The organism is Vibrio sp. B1ASS3 (genome assembly GCF_905175355.1).
Taxonomy (GTDB): domain Bacteria; phylum Pseudomonadota; class Gammaproteobacteria; order Enterobacterales; family Vibrionaceae; genus Vibrio; species Vibrio owensii.
In genome coordinates this window covers 3,908,418-3,926,009 of sequence record NZ_HG992742.1, presented here as the reverse complement: position 1 = coordinate 3,926,009, position 17,592 = coordinate 3,908,418, and the positions used below count along the sequence as shown (strand labels likewise).

Genomic DNA, 17,592 nt, shown 5'->3' with positions numbered 1-17,592 from the left:
ACTGAGTGTGGTCTGTGATTTTCGCGATATGGCGGTATTATACTCAAGTAACTTAAAGAAGTAGAACTTCGATTCAAATCAGTATCACTGATAGGGATTCGCTATTGAAATTTCTTTAAGTCACCCATACTTAGTATGAGTAAACTAATTGAACCTAAGTGGGATTGCGTCGCTCCAATAGAGTGCCAAACTGAACTTAGGCATAATAAGACTCAAGGACAGAGTAAGCGCTCTTTGACCCATTCGGTCATTGCTGCATCGAGAAAGGGAACGGAAATCCCCCCATCCATGTTGTCGGCTTGCCTGTGCATTGAGTTCGCCTACTGTTTTGCAAACACCAATAGGTTCTTTGCAAATGCGAATAGGCAAATACAGAGCCAAAACACAAAAGGAATTATTCATGTCTAATCCACTTCTTACGTTTACGGATCTTCCTCCGTTTTCGCAAATCAAACCAGAACACATTAAACCTGCAGTGGAGCAGGCGATTGCGGATTGTCGTGCCAAGATTGACGAGGTACTAAAAGACAACGCAAACCCAAGCTGGACCAGTGTGATCGCGCCAATTGAAGAAGCGGATGACCGCTTGAGCCGCATTTGGTCACCAGTGGGTCACATGAACTCAGTAGTGAACAGCGAAGCGCTACGTGAAGCTTACGAAAGCTGTCTACCAATCCTGTCTGAATACGGTACTTGGGTTGGTCAGCACAAAGGTCTTTACGAAGCCTACAAAGCGATCAAAGCCAGCGAAGAGTACGCGACGCTGACGCGTGCACAGCAAAAGACCATTTCGGATTCACTACGCGACTTCGAGCTTTCAGGCATCGGTCTACCATCAGACGAGCAACATCGCTACGGCGAAATCAGTAAGCGTATGTCTGAGCTGAGCTCAAAATTTTCCAACAACGTACTGGATGCAACCATGGGTTGGACCAAGCACGTTGCCGACGAAAAAGACCTAGCGGGTATGCCAGAATCTGCACTTGCAGCGGCAAAAGCGGCAGCAGAAGCAAAAGAACTCGATGGCTACCGAATCACGCTAGATATCCCATCTTACCTACCAGTTATGACGTACTGTGATAACCAAGACCTACGTAAAGAAGTGTACGAAGCGTACGTAACGCGCGCTTCTGACCGTGGTCCAAACGCAGGCAAGTGGGACAACACAGAAATCATCACTGAGCAGCTAAAACTGCGTCATGAAATCTCTCGTATGTTGGGCTTCAACACTTACAGCGAGAAATCTCTGGCAACCAAAATGGCAGAGAACCCAGCGCAAGTTCTTGGCTTCTTGAACGATTTGGCAACCAAAGCGAAACCACAAGGTGAGCGCGAAATCGAAGAGCTACGCCAGTTTGCGAATGCGGAATTTGGTGTTAGCGAGCTAAACGTCTGGGATATCGCGTACTACAGCGAGAAGCAAAAGCAGCACTTGTTCCAAATCTCGGATGAAGAACTGCGTCCTTACTTCCCTGAATCAAAAGCAGTAAGTGGTCTGTTTGAAGTGTTAAACCGCGTGTTTGGTATGACAGTGACAGAGCGCGAAGGGGTGGACACTTGGCACGAATCCGTGCGTTTCTTCGATATCTATGATGATCAAGGAAAGGATGGCAAAGGCACACTGCGCGGTAGCTTCTACCTAGATCTATACGCACGCGAACACAAACGTGGCGGTGCGTGGATGGATGATTGTCGTGGTCGTCGTGTGACGTTATCAGGCGAGCTACAAACACCGGTTGCTTACCTAACGTGTAACTTCAACCGTCCTGTGGGCGACAAGCCTGCACTGTTTACGCACGATGAAGTCGTGACACTATTCCACGAGTTTGGTCATGGTATCCACCACATGCTGACGCAAGTAGAAACAGGCGCGGTATCGGGTATCAATGGTGTGCCTTGGGATGCGGTTGAGCTACCAAGTCAGTTCCTAGAGAACTGGTGTTGGGAAGAAGACGCGCTGGCGTTTATTTCTGGTCACTACGAGACAGGCGAGCCGCTACCAAAAGCGATGCTAGATAAAATGCTAGCAGCGAAGAACTTCCAGTCGGCGATGGGCATCCTACGTCAGCTAGAATTCGGCTTGTTTGACTTTACTCTGCACACAGAATACGACCCAGAAGTGGGAGCTCGTGTACTTGAAACCTTGGCAGAAGTGAAAGAGAAAGTGGCCGTTGTACCAGCGGTTGAGTGGGCGCGTTTCTCACACAGCTTTGGTCACATCTTCGCGGGTGGTTACAGCGCGGGTTACTACAGCTACCTATGGGCAGAAGTGCTGTCTTCAGATGCGTTCTCTCGCTTTGAAGAAGAAGGCATCTTCAATAAAGAAACCGGTCTGAGTTTCTTGAACAACATCCTAGAAATGGGTGGCAGTGAAGAACCAATGGAGCTATTTAAGCGCTTCCGTGGTCGTGAGCCAGAAATCGATGCGCTACTGCGCCATTCTGGTATCGCAGCGTAATCTCGATTGAGAATGAAAATGGGCAGCCAAGTGGTTGCCCATTTTTTTGTTCTTAGATTCAACTTTTAGTATCTGATTCAGAGCGTTATGGATTTACGCTGCGATTGATCGGGTTTTGCAGCGAGATCAGCGTCTCGGTGGATTGCACTTCGTCGATCGCTTGAAGCTTATCAATCAATACAAATTGCAGCTCCTCAATCGACTTGCACATCAATTTGACGAATATGTTATACGCGCCTGTGGTGTAGTAAGCTTCTACCACTTCATCGAGGGCATTGAGCTTTTCTAGCGCTGAATGGTAGTCGCGTGCGGCATTCAAGTTAATGCCGATAAAGCAACATACGTCATATCCTAGCTTTTTGGTATTGACGATTACCTCAGTACCTTCGATGATGTCTGCCGCTTTCATTTTCTCGATACGAACGTGGATGGTCGCTGGACTGACATTAAACTGTTTTGCCATTTCCGCGTAAGGCTTACGCGCATCCGCCATCAGAGTTTTGAGAATAGCGCGATCGAGGTCGTCGAGTTTAGGCAAGCTCGCATTCATACAATTATTTCCGTTGGGTATGAGGTTTAAAGTTCATTTTATACTCACAGCGGACAGGATTCACAAGGTTTACGCAGGGATAACCGCGAGGTAGCTCTGAAGTCATGGAGTTGATGTGCCATTTTTTCTGTTTTGCATAGCGATCATGTTCAGTGCTGTCGCTGCGGCGCAAGAGCAAACTATTGGCTAGTAGTAGATCCAGCGATAGTTAGCCCAACATTAGAAAGTTGCAATTCACTGGATTACCGTTTGAGTCGCACTAAAAGAATTTAAGTTAAATCAAAATGAAATACCTAGACCTTTCTCAAGGAAAGCTAGAAAGAAGATCATTATCCAACTCCAAAAACCCAAAGCATTCCACCACATAAAAGCTTTAAATTTTTTAGAATTTGTTTTTTCACGATGTCGGATAAAAGGATAAGCAATACAATAATTAGTAAACCGACTTCCAACATCCCAAGATGCTTGATACTTTGGCCTCATATAACCGTTATCGTCGTAATACTTATTTAAATCTTTAGCTAACTGTTTATCTATGAAAATAATGTGTTTAAAACTACCTAATGAAATCACAGGTAATACAAGTACAGATGGAAAGCTCCAAGCTATGGCATAAATAGCTACAACTTTTCGAGCAAAAAACAATATTACATCAATAGATTCTATCATTCGGTAGCCCACTCATACGCCAAATCAGCTCCCCACTTACCAGCAGCGGTGCCTGCGACACCACCAACAAAGCCACCGGCAACTGCCCCACCAATTGCAGCGATCGCGAGAACAGGGGCTGATGCAGTTACGCCAATAATTAAAGCGATACCAGAAACGGCAGTCATTGCAACACCTGCACCCATAGATCCACCTTGAGCTCCAACTACAACACCACTGATAAAGCCAACAACTTCACGTGTGGTCGTCTTACCACAATCCCCCGTTCCATCGACTTTACATGCCTCATAGATATTGTTCATACCACTGCCAGCACCAACCACTAAGCCGACATAGCCCAAACCTCTAGATGCCATGATACCTATCGAAATATTACCAATGCGCTTACCAAGTTCTTTAACAAAACCTGTTTTTAAGATTTCATCACGCATTGTGAATAACAGACTTAGTGGAAAGTTTGAGATTACGCTTGATTTGCGTGTAAATAGGGAGTTGAACACTTCGCTTGGACAACATCGCGAATGAGCCATCGAGCTTTTTAAACAGATCGGCACGGTCAGCAACGAATGCACCATAATTCATCCCCATACCACTGGTTCGACTCGCCATTGCGACTTGAGAAACATAGAGGTTGTTGATCTCTAATAGCACGTTTTGGATGTTCTTTAGGTTTTGTTCGACAAGTGCAGCCGTTGCTCCAACACCTGTACCTACTTGAGCATAGAAATCCGTTGGTAAACCATCTTTGCGAATTCTTTCATCCAATTGATGAGAGAAAAGTTCAAAGTGACGGTTAAGGGTGGCCACTTCCTCATCCAGAAGTTTGCCTAACTCTGTGCTGGCGATCTTGGCTTCTTCTAACCATTTATCGAGCAAACTTTGCTCTTCTGGTGTTTGTGGCATAGTGGTAGGGAGTAGAACAATTTCCCCCTGACGGACGGGGTCGTTAAGATGAATATTGCACTGTTTGATGGTTTGTTTTTGTTCTTCCGTAGTTTCTGAGGTAAAAAGACTTCCCCACAGCTCATCTTGTGACTGCGTTACGGGAGATTGCATCCACCCAAGCTCAAATGCTACTTGCTGATCATCTCTCTTACGAGCCCATCGGTCATAGTCTTCTTGGGTAAAGGTCAGCTCAGCTTGGCGCTCTCGTCGCTGACGCGCAGCCCGTCCTCTAACCGTTTCCTCTCGAACTGGTGGTTTTCTTAGTGGCGCTTCATCATGAAGAGGCTTGTAGCCTCCACCTGTGGATGTAGCGGGTTGTTTTTTATCAATCATACGACTCAGTTGGAAATATTAAACTGAGTGCATCATAACCTGATTTGTCGGTGAGTATGATGGTATAAAGTATAAATCGACGATTTCGCTATCAAAAAATGCATTAGCACTACATCAATAACAGTATGTTTTATCGTTAGTTTATAGGGAACTAAGCTGGATGAGCTCTGGTGTGTGTCCGTGATGCACAGGGCAACTATCTATCACCTGATGTTGTTATCCTTGTTTCTGAGTGCTGCGCGATCAACTTGTCCGGTCAGTCGATGGGCAAAGTCACGGTGGCGGAATTTGTTGAGAATGACCAAGTCAGAGAGCTGCTGATCGAGCTTGGTGTCGACTATGGGCAAGGTTACGGTATCGGGCATCCTAAACCTTTGGCTGAGTTAGTCGACGAACTCCAACAGCTTTAACTATCCAGACGAACGTCATCTAACTTCTCCCCAACCTAGCAATTAGAGGCGGGTTGGGTATACACTCAGCGCCAGTTAAACCGATTTTTACTGGAGCCTCCTTTTGCAACTGCAATTGATTTGTGAAGACCCATCTCAACAGTCTCACCTTGATGAACTCGCTGCGCGTTGGCAGCTTTCTCACACTGATGACAGTGACTTTGCCTTAGTCCTCACGACAGAGCGTTTAGAGCTGCGTAAAGTGGATGAGCCAAAGCTGGGTGCAATCTTTGTGGATTTGATTGGTGGTGCAGTAGGGCATCGTCGCAAGTTCGGTGGCGGTAAAGGTCAAGCAATCGCGAAAGCTGCGGGTTTGAACAAAGGCGCAACTCCAACCGTGCTTGATGGCACCGCGGGCTTAGGGCGCGATGCGTTCGTATTGGCGTCGTTGGGTTGTAAAGTCCAAATGGTTGAGCGTCACCCAGTAGTCGCAGCATTATTGGATGACGGTTTGGCTCGTGCGAAACACGATCCAGAGATCGGTACTTGGGTATCAGAGCGCATGTTTTTGATTTACGCTTCAAGTCATGATGCGCTAGAACAATTGGCGCAAGATAAAGACTTCGTTCAGCCAGATGTGGTTTATCTCGATCCAATGTACCCGCACCCTGAAAACAAAAAGAAATCGGCATTGGTGAAAAAAGAGATGCGTGTCTTCCAATCTCTGGTTGGTGCAGACCTTGATGCAGATGGCTTGCTTGCTCCAGCAATGGCATTGGCGAGTAAGCGTGTGGTGGTCAAACGCCCTGATTACGCCAACTGGCTTGATGAGCAAAAGCCGAGCATGGCAATCGAAACCAAAAAGAACCGTTTTGATGTGTATGTGAAGGCATCAATGGCGTAATTCGACTAAACGTCTGACGACACAAAACTTCTTCTCACAGCGCCTAATTTGGCGCCTAATTTGGCGCTGTGTTTGTATCTGGTGTTTGCTCTGCTTATTGATACTTTTCTCTTGCTAATTCGGCATACTGACTGTATATCTAACTAAGAATTATTATTATTTCACTTGTGTGATGCCGTAGAGTAAAACAGTCGAGAATTGGGAAGCTGGAGTAGTAGCATGGCGAAACGTTTATGTAAGATGAGCCGCAAACAGATTGCTGAGAGTTTGGGTGACATTCACCGCTTGGTGGTAGCACCTAAGTTTGTCTGCCGCTCTTGTGCTCGTTCTTCTGCCTCGAAAAACACCTTGTGTAAGCCTGCCGCGATTCCACCTCAAAAGTGCCAAGACAAACCGCTATCCGAGCAACAGGCTTGTGGTCTATTGGCGGAAGCACTGCCAACCCCATCTCTAACTCAAGATACCCCGATCATCATGGCACCAGAACAAAGCGCAGAGAAAGCCGCGATCGTTAAACGTGTTGTAGAACGAGTAAAAGAGAAGAAACTGGCAGCAAAAGTCGCAGCCGTAACCTCAACCACTCAGCTAGAGGCGCCAGCTATGTTTGATTTGTCAGATAAGAAAGCGCTGAAGAAGGCGAAGAAAGCGGTTAAGAAACACTACAAGCAGCAGAAGAAGTTGCTTAAGTTGGCCAAAAAGCAGCAAAAATTGCTCAAACGCCAGCGCAAGCTTGAAGCGCGAAATGCCAAACTAGAGGTGTTGCTGCCAACGCCACCGAACACGTTGATGAGCACAAGCTCGCAAGCCAAAGTGCATTAATCGAATCAAAAAAAACGCTCTCCAGTTGGAGGGCGTTTTTTATTGTCGAAATGTTTGTAGGATTAGCTGCGTTACTTGTTGGCGTAACTCATTTCTACGCGTTTTTTCACCCAAGTTTCGTTAATCCACAGTGATAGCATGATGATCGCTCCACCAATGGCAAGTCGCGTCACATCAACATCGCGGTTCCAAATTACGATATTCACAATCAAACCAGCAGGGACAAGCGCGTTGTTCATTACCGCAAGTGCGCCAGCATTGACCATGGTTGCGCCTTTGTTCCACGCAAAGTAACCAAAGCCTGATGCAATCAAACCAAGGTAAGTCAGTATGCCCCATTGTGTTGCTGTGGTTGGCATCTTGTCCAAGTTCCCCATCAGAGCAAAAGCGACGGTCGCCACGCACAATGCGCCTAAGTAGAAGTAGCCAAATACCGTGTGCTGCGGCAGTTCAACCGACTCGGTTTCCATAATGTATTTATAGCCGACCTGACCGATGGCAAAACACAGGTTCGCTCCTTGTACGACCAAAAAGCCCATCAAGAAGTTTTCATTGATGCCCGCAAACTTAATCCACGCCGCGCCCAGCACAGCAATTGCCGCCGTAACCAAATACCAAGGCGAGAATCGACCTTTCAAGAAGTCATAAATCAAGGTGACGTAAATAGGGGTAAATACGGTGAACAGCAGTACTTCTGGTACAGAAAGGAGTAGGAAAGACTGGTAGTAGAAGCAATACATTAAGCCGAGTTGGAAGCCGCCTACGATCATCAACTTCGCGATCAGAGATTTGCTTACGCCACGGAATTTTAAGAAAGGAATGAAGACTAAGCTCGCCAGCGCAACGCGCATGAAAACAGAGAACCAAGAGTCAACCTGACCGGCAAGGTAAACGCCGATCAGACTAAATGAGAATGCCCAAAGTAGGGTAACTGCGGATAGATAAGCCATGGATGAGAATCTTTATCAACAACAAATGTGCCCGCAGTCTAACCAAGTTTTGAGGTCACGCCAACGCAAATCAGTCTTTTAGCGGTACGACCAGCATATCGACGGGTGAGCAGTTAATAAGCTGACGCGTCGACGAAAGAATCTTGCTCCAGAAATCTTGGTGATGACCACAAACCACCAAATCAATATTGTAGTCCTGAATGGTATCGCACAGCTCGTTACTCAAATCACCGCTACCAACTAACGTATGCGTGATTGGGTACTCTGCGTATTCTTCAAAATTCGCTAACTGTGTACGAGACGCTTCCATCGCTTGGTGTTGCGCCTCCGCCATGTTGATGTCGATAAGCCCGGTGTAAAGCTCGGCGTAATTCACATCGATATGAATGAAAGAGACTTTCGCATCCAGAGGTTTAGCCAGTGACACGGCTTTCTTAATCAACACTTTACTGTCGTCTGAGAGGTCGACTGCCACAAGTACGTGTTTGTAACTCATATTGCTATCTCCTTGATAAGGTCATAGTGTCAGATTAGCACTAAGTGTCAGATAATTTTGCTGAAGTGATCTCATATCAATATCGTAGGTACAAAGTGTTGCCACAGTAATCATGTTATAGTGGCGCAAAACGCATGCACATAAATAGGAGTTAACATGCTGTCTCAAACTATGGTTGAACAATTGAATGAGCAAATTAACCTAGAATTTTTCTCATCCAATCTATACTTACAAATGAGTGCTTGGTGTGAAGACAAAGGTTTTGAAGGTGCGGCTGAATTTTTACGCGCTCACGCCGTAGAAGAAATGGAGCACATGCAACGTCTTTTCACTTATGTAAGTGAAACTGGCTCAATGCCAATCCTAGGTGCAATTGAAGCACCTAAGCATGACTTTGCTAGCCTTGGCGATGTTTTCCGTGAAACCTACGAACATGAGCAAATGATCACGGAAAAGATCAATAAATTGGCGCATGTTGCATTTACAAGCCAAGACTACTCAACGTTTAACTTCCTACAGTGGTACGTGGCTGAACAGCACGAAGAAGAGAAGTTGTTTAAAGGGATTTTAGATAAGATCGAATTAGTTGGTGAAGACGGTAAAGCATTGTTCTTCATCGATAAAGATCTAGCACAAATGGCAAAAGAAGGTTCATCTTCAATTATGGGTGCTCCAGCTGCATAACGTGTTCCCGACGCGGTAAGCAGCGGGTTAAGGACGAAGCATTGGTCGTCTTTATCTCTTGAGCATCGTTGAAGATGTAGGGAGGAAAAGATGATCAGTGGAGACACAATCTTATTTGCGCTAATGGTAGTAACGGGAGTAAACATGGTCCGTTATCTCACCGCTCTTCGTTCTTTAATTTACATCATGCGTGAAGCGCATCCTTTGCTTTATCAGCAAGTGGATGGCAATGGATTTTTCACCACCCATGGTAACGTCACCAAGCAGGTGCGGCTGTACCATTACATTAAGAGTAAAGAGTATCACCATCATCACGATGAGATCTTTACTGGCAAATGCGAAAGGGTGCGCGGGTTATTCATTTTATCGACCGCTTTACTTGGTGTGACCCTACTGGCAGCCTTCATTCTTTAAGCCAGCGAGCTGTGCTTGGAATTTAAGCGCTTTTCCCGCTCGACTTTTGTCGTTAGAATAGCGCCCGCAGAAAGCAAGGATGTGCATTACGCACATCCTTTTTTATTTTTGGACTTACATACCCAAGTGACTTCAAGATGCAGAGTTCAGAGCGTTGTCATTGATTTGAGTTCAAGGAAAACGACGCAGCGTAATAGCTAGCTCTTTCCAAGTTGTTTGACGTAGAAATCGGGTCAATGACACGCTCCCGAAGGGCGAGTTGCCTTGGCTTGTATACTTTGTTGTCGATTTTTGATTTAGACCCACTAAACCTTTAAATCGCCGCCGCGCCTACAAACCAAGTCATCCTCGCTGAACCAAGCATCTCGAGGTTACTTGGGTATAAACCAATCTAAATAAGTAATTGAGCGTTACCCATGAGTAAGAAATTTGATGTTGTTGTAATTGGCGCAGGTGCGGCGGGTTTGATGTGTGCAGCAGAAGCAGGCAAACGCGGACGCAGTGTGCTCGTACTGGATCATGCGAAAAAGCCAGGACGTAAAATCCTTATCTCAGGTGGTGGTCGTTGTAACTTCACTAACTACGACGTCTCAGCGAGCAACTACTTATGCCAAAACCCACACTTCGTGAAATCGGCGTTGTCTCAGTACACCAACTGGGACTTTATCTCGATGGTCAGCAAGCATGGCATCGAGTTTGAAGAGCGCGATCACGGACAGTTGTTCTGTGTTGATGCGTTTACTGCAAAAGACATCGTTAAGATGCTACTAGCAGAATGCGATATGCCAAACATCCAACAACGCTACCAATGTGATGTACATTCGATCGAGAAAACCGATGCGGGCTTCCGTCTGCATGCTGGTACTGAAAATATCGAATGTGAATCTTTGGTGGTAGCAACGGGTGGTCTGTCGATGCCTAAACTGGGCGCGACGCCATTCGGCTACAAGATTGCTGAACAGTTCGAGATCCCGGTAATTACCACTACAGCAGGTCTGGTGCCGTTTACGCTGCACAAAGAAGACAAAGAAGATTTCGCTGAACTATCGGGCATCGCAATCCCGGCAGAAATCACCGCGCAAGACGGCACCATGTTCAAAGAAGCGTTGCTGTTTACTCACCGCGGCTTGTCTGGTCCATCGGTACTGCAGATCTCGTCATTCTGGAAAGCGGGTCAGAAGGTGACGATTAACCTTGTACCAAACGATGATATCGCCGAGCTACTAGAACGCAGCCGCGAGAAGCATCCGAACCAATCGTTGAAGAACACGCTAGCAAAAGTGCTACCAAAGCGTTTGGTTGAAGTGCTGATTGAACGTAAAGAATTAGCAGACAAACCTCTTAAGCAGTTCAACCAGAAAGAGATGGCAACCATCGTTGAGCGTCTGGAAAACTGGGCGGTTGCACCAAATGGCACAGAAGGCTATCGCACCGGGACATTCCTAACACACTAAGTTGTCAAAAAGTTAGTCAATACTACACTTTAGCTGTTGGTTTATATGCTTACTCCAACACTTTTATTTTGTTGGTTTTGATTGAATTAATGACAATAAGGTGTGATTGTGAAATATCATGTTAAAAATGGCAAACCTGGCTTTAACTACACTTGTGATCAAGGGGTAGGTCGATTTGCTTCCCTTTCAAAGTATCATCTTAACCTTCAAGACAGGGACGTGCTGTCTGATTTATTTATTCTCTACTGTGAAGGCAAAAGGTCTAAGACTTTAGAGTCTTGGCTTAAGCGTATGAACAGTACATTATATGCAGCACTTGAATATTTATGCATAGATCATTTACCTACCGATACAAAGGGATGGCGTGAATTAGTCAAGACTGCATATTCAATTACCCTTGTATCTAATGCTAATAAAGCACTATCAACGCGTGTAGATGAGTGGAATAAGAACCTTAGACCTTTTTTAATTTTCATTAAGGAGCGTGATGTTATACCTCCAAATATCATCATTCCAAAAATGAAAAAAACTGGTGAAGTAACTAAAAACAGTAGCTTGAATGATACTTTGATAGGTGAAAAACAAGCGGTTGAAGTTGAGCACACTATTAACAATGTCCTAGTACCAGTCTCATTGTCTAGAAATGATGCTGAATATCTTGATGAGTTCGAATTTGATTTAAAGAGAACACGGGATGTATTGCATGATAGTTTGATGAAATATTGGAAGGCTATCAAAACACATTATGACTTTGCTCAATCTTTGATGGAAGACTTTCCTAAGAAACACCCTATATTGTTGGAACGCTATAAAAATGGTGATCGGTATGATTACTTTTATGACAAGAATGATCTAGGTAAAAATGGTAAACCAAAACCTCCGCGTAGAAGAAATATAGCCAATCCAACGTCATTATTTGGCTCAATGCTGTTTATGTATGTAGTTGGTTCTGAATGTAATGGCATTCTCAATATACATGATCTTCCCACAGTGAAGTTACCCAACAAGATATCTGATTCCGCAATCACAAGTGATGATGTTGTGTGTTTACCTGAGTTAGGTTTTGAATCTACCGATAATATAAGCCTATCTCACCGATTTGATTGGTGCTTCGGTTACCTGCGCAACGCAGACATTGGTTGCTTGATAGCGTTATTGATGATGCTTAATCCCAAGTTTACTTACATATCACTGCTGCAAGCTAAGGTAAAACATACAGATGGACAACCTTTACTGGAACTTGATGATTTAGGAGTATCTTTTTCTATTGAAAAATCACGTGCATCAGATATGAAAAAAGAACATCTTGATGACGTTAGCATAGATATATTTGAGTTTTTGCATGAAATTCGTGAGAAGCATCAACATCTGATAAAAAACAAGAAACAACATAACTTTCTGTTTTTGGCTTACTCCCAAAAGATAAAAGGGCTAGTAAATCCTAACTCTTGCAAGGTTAGTAAAATCATAACAGGAGTTGAAGATGCACGCTCAACTAAACGAGGGCATAGACGAATTCACCTATCAAGCCATTTTACTTCCTTACTTGATGTAGGGTTAGGCCCCGGTGCGCTAACTCACTCTAAAATTCGTGCAACTGAAGGTGTCTTAGAATGGTTTAGAACTGGTTCGATAACGTCAGCGTCTCGAGTTTTGGGAAACACTAAGAAAGTCGCACTTGAGCACTACATCCCAGCGCCTTTAATAGCCCAATACAATACAAGATTAGTTCGGCGATTTCAGAACTTGTTTATTCTCGCAGCTACATTTGAGGAGAAATACTGCCTTGAAGCTGTAGATTTTAATTCTTGGCAAGAAATCCATCGCTTCCTTATGACGACCCTTGAAGATGAAGATAATAAAAGCCCTCTTGTTGAGCATCTGCGTAAACTGTCTGTGGAAAGCATAGATGATGAGGTGAAAGGAAGTTTAGATGTTCCACTTTCTGAAAATACATTGACAGCACTTTACTTATATCGACTCGCAGCACTAAATAGTTCTGTAAGTTCAAAAGACTTGCTGAAGGTAGATGATGCTACGCAGTTATCACCACTTGCTTTTATTACACTTGCAAATCACCTCATAAATTCGCTTCCTGCGAATAAAGAGTCAAGTATAGCTGAAATGCATAAAAGAGCTACTAAGCAAGCTAGATTGTTACTTAGTAGAACAAACTGGGGTGATCTTTTTATATCAAAAGGGGAAGTGTTATGAAGCCTTTTAATTCTCTTATAGATTTAAATCGGGCACATTCAAGCGATGAAATTATAGATTTTCTTTCGGCGTTTGATGCTATAGATAGCTTTATTGAGACTGATTACAAGGCTAGGTGGTTGCTTTCGGATGTTCATGCTAAAAAGTGGATAATTCGAACACCAAAAACAGGAAAAAAGAATAAAGTAAAAAACCAACAGAGCTGTGAAAAATACAGCTATACCGTCAGCGTTAACTGGGCTAGGCAGTTACCAGATAGAACCTTTCTTACAGATGAAGTTAACCAATCGTTCTTGCACCAGTTACAAAAATGGTTCTTTCTAATAGTTGATGACCCTATAAATCAAGATACTATGGCATCAAAGTCTATCCAGGATGTGGGATCAAAAATATTAACATTTGTAAACTGGCTCTATCTTCACAAGGAAAGGTTTGAGCCCAATAAATACGGTCTTTCTAAGTTATCACAGTCAGATATAAAGCAGTTTTGTAAGGAAGTTATAAGCGGAGGCTCATTTGGTGCACTTCGTTTTGGTCATCGCTTTATGGCTGAAATCGGAATTAACTTGGATAGTCATACTGATCCTTTAAGTCTGGACTCTAGCACAGTAGAAAAAGCTATCTTGTTTTTTAAAACTAATGGGCTATATAAGGAAAATATCCAAGGAATAAAAGTAATCGATAGAAAGGAAGCATACAAAAATAATGCTCTTTCTAAGCAAGATGCTTATGGGCACTCTGGAACTTGGTTCTTTCGGCAGTTTGAGCCAGAGTTGCTTGAGCAGAATAATCAGGTGTTATTACCAGTCAATCAATACACTGATTTTCCATCCCATAGAACACCATTAATTAGAGATATAAAAAAAAAGGTATATACAGATGCAGGCGCAGAACCGATTGTTAAGCTTTTTAAGAAAGGTTTTCAATACTGGGAAATGTTTAGAGAATTTTTGCCCAACCCAGACACAATAAGACTTGGGGAAATTTCTTCTTATATTTCTCGAAAAGCATCTCCCACCAGTCACACACCTTGGATACCTTTAGAAACGAGCTTGCTTACTTTAAATAAATCTATTGATATGATTTTAAATCATGCAGAGAGCATAGTTGGTTTTTATGAAAAGCTACTAGCTGAGCTTGAAATTAGAGGACATTTGGATAGAGGTAATAATTGTAAATATAAGAAAGTCGATGTATTGAAATCTATTTTACCTGATGAAATTAAAAAAAATTTTAATGTGGTAAGTTTTTCTCGTTTAGATGAAGAATTTAAGGGATTCTCGAAGAATAAAGCACTTGGTGAGAAGTCTGGATTATCTTTTGTTTGTTTGTTGGAAATATTGAAGGCATCTTGCTTTGTTTTAATCGCAGGACTAAAACCAATGAGGATGGAAGAGATAGTTCGTCTGCCATATAACTGCTTATTCTATAAGGGAGGGGATGGATACTGGATGGTTCATGACCTCATGAAGTCAGGCACTAATGATGAACTACCTGAGACAGCCAAACCTATTCCCAAAATTACAGCAAGAGCAATTCAAACATTACAAAAAATCAATCAAATTACTCAAAAATTTGCTAATGAACCAAGTCAGCATGAAGCTAATTATCTGCTTTATCAGCTAAATACAGGTTCAAATAATAGACAGGGAAGCATTCTTGATTCTGACGCTATTATCGGAACATTAGAGCGATTTTGCGACTTCCATCAAACAACAGTCGATGAGTATGGTCGACGTTGGTATATCAACATCCATGAGATGCGTAAAACATTCCTTCTAACTTTCTTTTGGTCTTTTAAGCATTCATCAATCGATGCGTGTCGGTGGATCGCTGGTCATGCCGATCCTGCACATGTCCTTGCTTACATCGAGTCAAACAATCCAGGCTCAGAAATGACAGAGATAGAAGCTGATTACGCTCGTCAACAAATAGCGTATTTTCATGAAAAAAGTTCTTTACTTGAAATGCAAAATACTGAGGAGTTATACCAACTTGCTTGTAAGCATTTTAGGGTTAAAGACTATACTTCAATTCCAGAAGATGAACTTGCAGCTTATATAAAGGTCCGTTTGAAAAAAGGTGACTTTTCTATTGTTTTTTATAGCGTTAGTGAGCGCAATGGGTTGATTGAAAAAGCAAAAGTTGCTTTTAGAGTTGTCAAAAAAGATGGGGAGAGCAATGATGGTAAATAAAAAAGCTCAGTCTGTCATTAACTTGTACAGTGAAATGAAAAAGGCTCTCTATGACAACGCTGATAATTATTCCTGGCTGATTTCTAAATGTGATAGGCAAGAAAACCTTGCAAAACTTAAGCGCAGGACAAAAGGAATTGAAGGAATGGCTCTGAACTCCTTCAAGAAATATTGTAAAGGCCATATTCAAGGTGAGGGAAACCTCGATGGCTATGATGTAGTTGACAACCTTAGAAAGGAGATCAATCGGAGACATAAAAATATGCCTCTAGAATCAAGTAATGAAGGATCAAACCTGACGCCACTAGAGGAAGCTAAGCAACAGATAGACAACCTACGCCGTAATCAAGCGGTTTTGGTTAGAGCTTATAACGATCTTAATCGACTGACTCTTGATTTGATAGCTAATTCGAACGGTAATCAACTCGAATACAGCAAACATAAAAAGCTATATGCAGATTATTTTGGCTTGAAGATAAAGGTTGATAATGAAGAGTAAAAAGCAACTATACACTTTTATCCCTGATGTTGAGTTTCCTTCTGTACTTCGCTTTGATGGGAACACCGGTGAAGTTTTAACGAATAAAGATATATCTAAAGGTGTTTACTTGTTTCATTGGCCAGATGGTACAACTTGCTTTCCTATTGAAATGTATCTTGCGTATTTAGTTTCGGAAAGTGAAGTAACCATCACCAAAGAAGATGGAGGAACAGTTGGTACATATGCATCTTCACTATCTCATCTCGCTCGTTACTGTTACCAGCACAATGTTGAGTTTTGGGAATTAACAACCTCGCATATCGATGAATTGATTAGCGAATTGGTCGCTGAGAAAAAGTTTGATGGGTTAACCCGTGCTCGAAATAATGACACAATCACACGCATTATCCTTCCTAAGTGTGTCGCCTTTCTAAAGTGGTTTCAAACAGAACATTGCCCTGCTCAATATCTGATTGGCGTCGATGCGCCTAAAAAAAGATACCAAATTAAGCTTAAAGTCGTTCAAAAAAGAGGTAGAAATGGGCGGAACTTTGGGTCGTCAGAAGTGTTCCCTACGAGTTTGCCTACATCTGCAAATAAGCCCAAAGCACCAATTGCAGCTTCGGTTATTAAGAGGTTATGGGATACATTGAATGACACTCGAGAGGAAATGCAACTCAATAGTCGTTTGTCCCAGCTGTTTGATAAGGAGGATCAAAAGGAACACCTCAACTATATGTATCACAGAAGGCGCATTCAACTTGAGTTGCTTGAAGCTACAGGGCTAAGGCCAAAAGAACTGGTTCGTATTCCCTATAGTTCAAATGTAGCACACATTGAAAGTGCAAGGCTCGAAATTCCTACATACAAACGTGAAGAGGCACGATTTCGTATAATTCCCATAGAACGTAGTGTTGCGATGAGACTTGATTTATTTATGTCTGTCCATCGTGAAAATCTCATAAATAGACTGTTGAAGTACGATCTGATATCTAATGAATCTGAGGTAGATGATATCATCTATTTGGCCCCAGAAACTGGTAAGTCGGTAAAACAATCAGCAGCTTATATGGACTTTAAAAGGTTAAGTCAGCGTGCAAATATTGAGGTAAAAAACTGTCAAAGCATGTTTAGGCATCGCTTTGCTACCAATATGGTTAAGCTACACCTAATTTCTTTTATGGACAAGAATCCCTTAAAAAACCTACATAATTTTAATGACAAAGATTATGAAACAATTCTTAAAAAAGTAGCCACTTTCACGGATCACAAAGATCCTAAAAGCTTGAATGAATACATTGATTTGGCATGGGAAGAGCTTGATGTTTTTGAATATGCTTATGAAGTGAAAAATTTACATAGTCGTTTCAATGCCATTACCAAGCTAGTAAGTGACATGAGAAAGCAGATTAAACAACTAAAGTTGAATGAGGGTGTTTTAGAATCAACATTGTGTACGCTGGAGGCGATTGAACGAGAAGCTAACCTTTTCGTTGATAAAAATTAGTAAGAGCGTTATCAACCAAAACATCTTCGTATCTAGACAAGATAAATAAATTTGATTAAGAGAGTAACTCTCTAACAAACACGGTAGAATCCTTCTTTTAAATCTATCTTGAATTTACTGTGAGTGTGCA

General features: G+C 42.7%; 14 protein-coding genes and 2 pseudogenes. 11 read left to right on the top strand and 5 right to left on the bottom strand.

From position 1 onward, the window contains the following. Nucleotides 1–400 precede the first annotated feature (400 nt). Complete coding sequence (gene prlC, locus KJB05_RS17775) at nt 401–2,458, top strand: oligopeptidase A (protein WP_208445544.1); 2,058 nt, start codon at nt 401–403, stop codon at nt 2,456–2,458. Nucleotides 2,459–2,543: 85 nt separating this feature from the next. Here the strand turns inward: prlC and asnC are convergent, their stop codons facing one another. From asnC to KJB05_RS17760, 3 genes and pseudogenes are all read right to left on the bottom strand, one after another. After that, nucleotides 2,544–3,008 carry a transcriptional regulator AsnC gene (asnC, locus tag KJB05_RS17770; protein ID WP_005430014.1) on the bottom strand — a complete coding sequence of 155 codons (465 nt, stop codon included), beginning with the start codon at nt 3,006–3,008 and terminating at the stop codon, nt 2,544–2,546. Between the two features lie 279 nt (nt 3,009–3,287). Next, nucleotides 3,288–3,677 (bottom strand): hypothetical protein, encoded by a 390-nt coding sequence (locus tag KJB05_RS17765; protein ID WP_208445543.1) that lies wholly within the window; start codon nt 3,675–3,677, stop codon nt 3,288–3,290. Beyond that, nucleotides 3,674–4,955, bottom strand: a pseudogene (locus KJB05_RS17760) (hypothetical protein). The gene KJB05_RS17765 and the pseudogene KJB05_RS17760 overlap by 4 nt, the downstream one beginning before the upstream one ends. A gap of 170 nt (nt 4,956–5,125) precedes the next feature. Between KJB05_RS17760 and KJB05_RS28735 the strand changes: the two are divergent. The 3 genes from KJB05_RS28735 to KJB05_RS17745 all read left to right on the top strand — a co-directional run bounded on the left by KJB05_RS28735 (nt 5,126) and on the right by KJB05_RS17745 (nt 7,067). Then, nucleotides 5,126–5,365: a hypothetical protein gene (locus tag KJB05_RS28735; RefSeq protein WP_244142937.1), complete on the top strand. Its 240-nt coding sequence runs from the start codon at nt 5,126–5,128 to the stop codon at nt 5,363–5,365. Between the two features lie 103 nt (nt 5,366–5,468). After that, nucleotides 5,469–6,248: a class I SAM-dependent methyltransferase gene (locus KJB05_RS17750; RefSeq protein WP_208445542.1), complete on the top strand. Its 780-nt coding sequence runs from the start codon at nt 5,469–5,471 to the stop codon at nt 6,246–6,248. 219 nt (nt 6,249–6,467) lie between these two features. Continuing rightward, complete coding sequence (locus KJB05_RS17745; RefSeq protein WP_047512666.1) at nt 6,468–7,067, top strand: hypothetical protein; 600 nt, start codon at nt 6,468–6,470, stop codon at nt 7,065–7,067. Between the two features lie 71 nt (nt 7,068–7,138). On the opposite strand, the gene KJB05_RS17740 is transcribed toward KJB05_RS17745, so the two are convergent. Together KJB05_RS17740 and uspA are read right to left on the bottom strand one after the other, a co-directional pair. After that, nucleotides 7,139–8,017: a carboxylate/amino acid/amine transporter gene (locus KJB05_RS17740; RefSeq protein WP_005434580.1), complete on the bottom strand. Its 879-nt coding sequence runs from the start codon at nt 8,015–8,017 to the stop codon at nt 7,139–7,141. Nucleotides 8,018–8,087: 70 nt separating this feature from the next. Further along, a complete protein-coding gene (uspA, locus tag KJB05_RS17735) occupies nt 8,088–8,513 on the bottom strand; it encodes a universal stress protein UspA (RefSeq protein ID WP_005434578.1) in 426 nt (141 codons plus the stop codon). Between the two features lie 156 nt (nt 8,514–8,669). On the opposite strand from uspA, the gene ftnA reads away from it, so the two are divergent. From ftnA to KJB05_RS17700, 7 genes and pseudogenes are all read left to right on the top strand, one after another. Beyond that, nucleotides 8,670–9,197, top strand: coding sequence for a non-heme ferritin (gene ftnA / locus KJB05_RS17730; RefSeq protein ID WP_005434576.1), 528 nt, complete (start codon nt 8,670–8,672; stop codon nt 9,195–9,197). A 90-nt stretch (nt 9,198–9,287) separates the two neighbouring features. After that, nucleotides 9,288–9,611: a universal stress protein UspB gene (gene uspB / locus KJB05_RS17725; protein WP_005448571.1), complete on the top strand. Its 324-nt coding sequence runs from the start codon at nt 9,288–9,290 to the stop codon at nt 9,609–9,611. A gap of 416 nt (nt 9,612–10,027) precedes the next feature. Further along, nucleotides 10,028–11,044 (top strand): annotated as a pseudogene (locus tag KJB05_RS17720) (NAD(P)/FAD-dependent oxidoreductase); the annotation flags it as partial. A gap of 129 nt (nt 11,045–11,173) precedes the next feature. Beyond that, nucleotides 11,174–13,279: a hypothetical protein gene (locus KJB05_RS17715; protein ID WP_065645806.1), complete on the top strand. Its 2,106-nt coding sequence runs from the start codon at nt 11,174–11,176 to the stop codon at nt 13,277–13,279. Further along, nucleotides 13,276–15,474, top strand: a complete 2,199-nt coding sequence (locus KJB05_RS17710) for a hypothetical protein (protein WP_065645807.1) — start codon at nt 13,276–13,278, stop codon at nt 15,472–15,474. Before KJB05_RS17715 ends, KJB05_RS17710 begins: the two co-directional genes overlap by 4 nt. Beyond that, a complete protein-coding gene (locus KJB05_RS17705; protein ID WP_233072677.1) occupies nt 15,461–15,973 on the top strand; it encodes a hypothetical protein in 513 nt (170 codons plus the stop codon). Before KJB05_RS17710 ends, KJB05_RS17705 begins: the two co-directional genes overlap by 14 nt. Beyond that, entirely contained in the window at nt 15,963–17,462 is a 1,500-nt protein-coding gene (locus tag KJB05_RS17700; protein ID WP_065645808.1) for a tyrosine-type recombinase/integrase, read from the top strand. Before KJB05_RS17705 ends, KJB05_RS17700 begins: the two co-directional genes overlap by 11 nt. Nucleotides 17,463–17,592 lie beyond the last annotated feature (130 nt).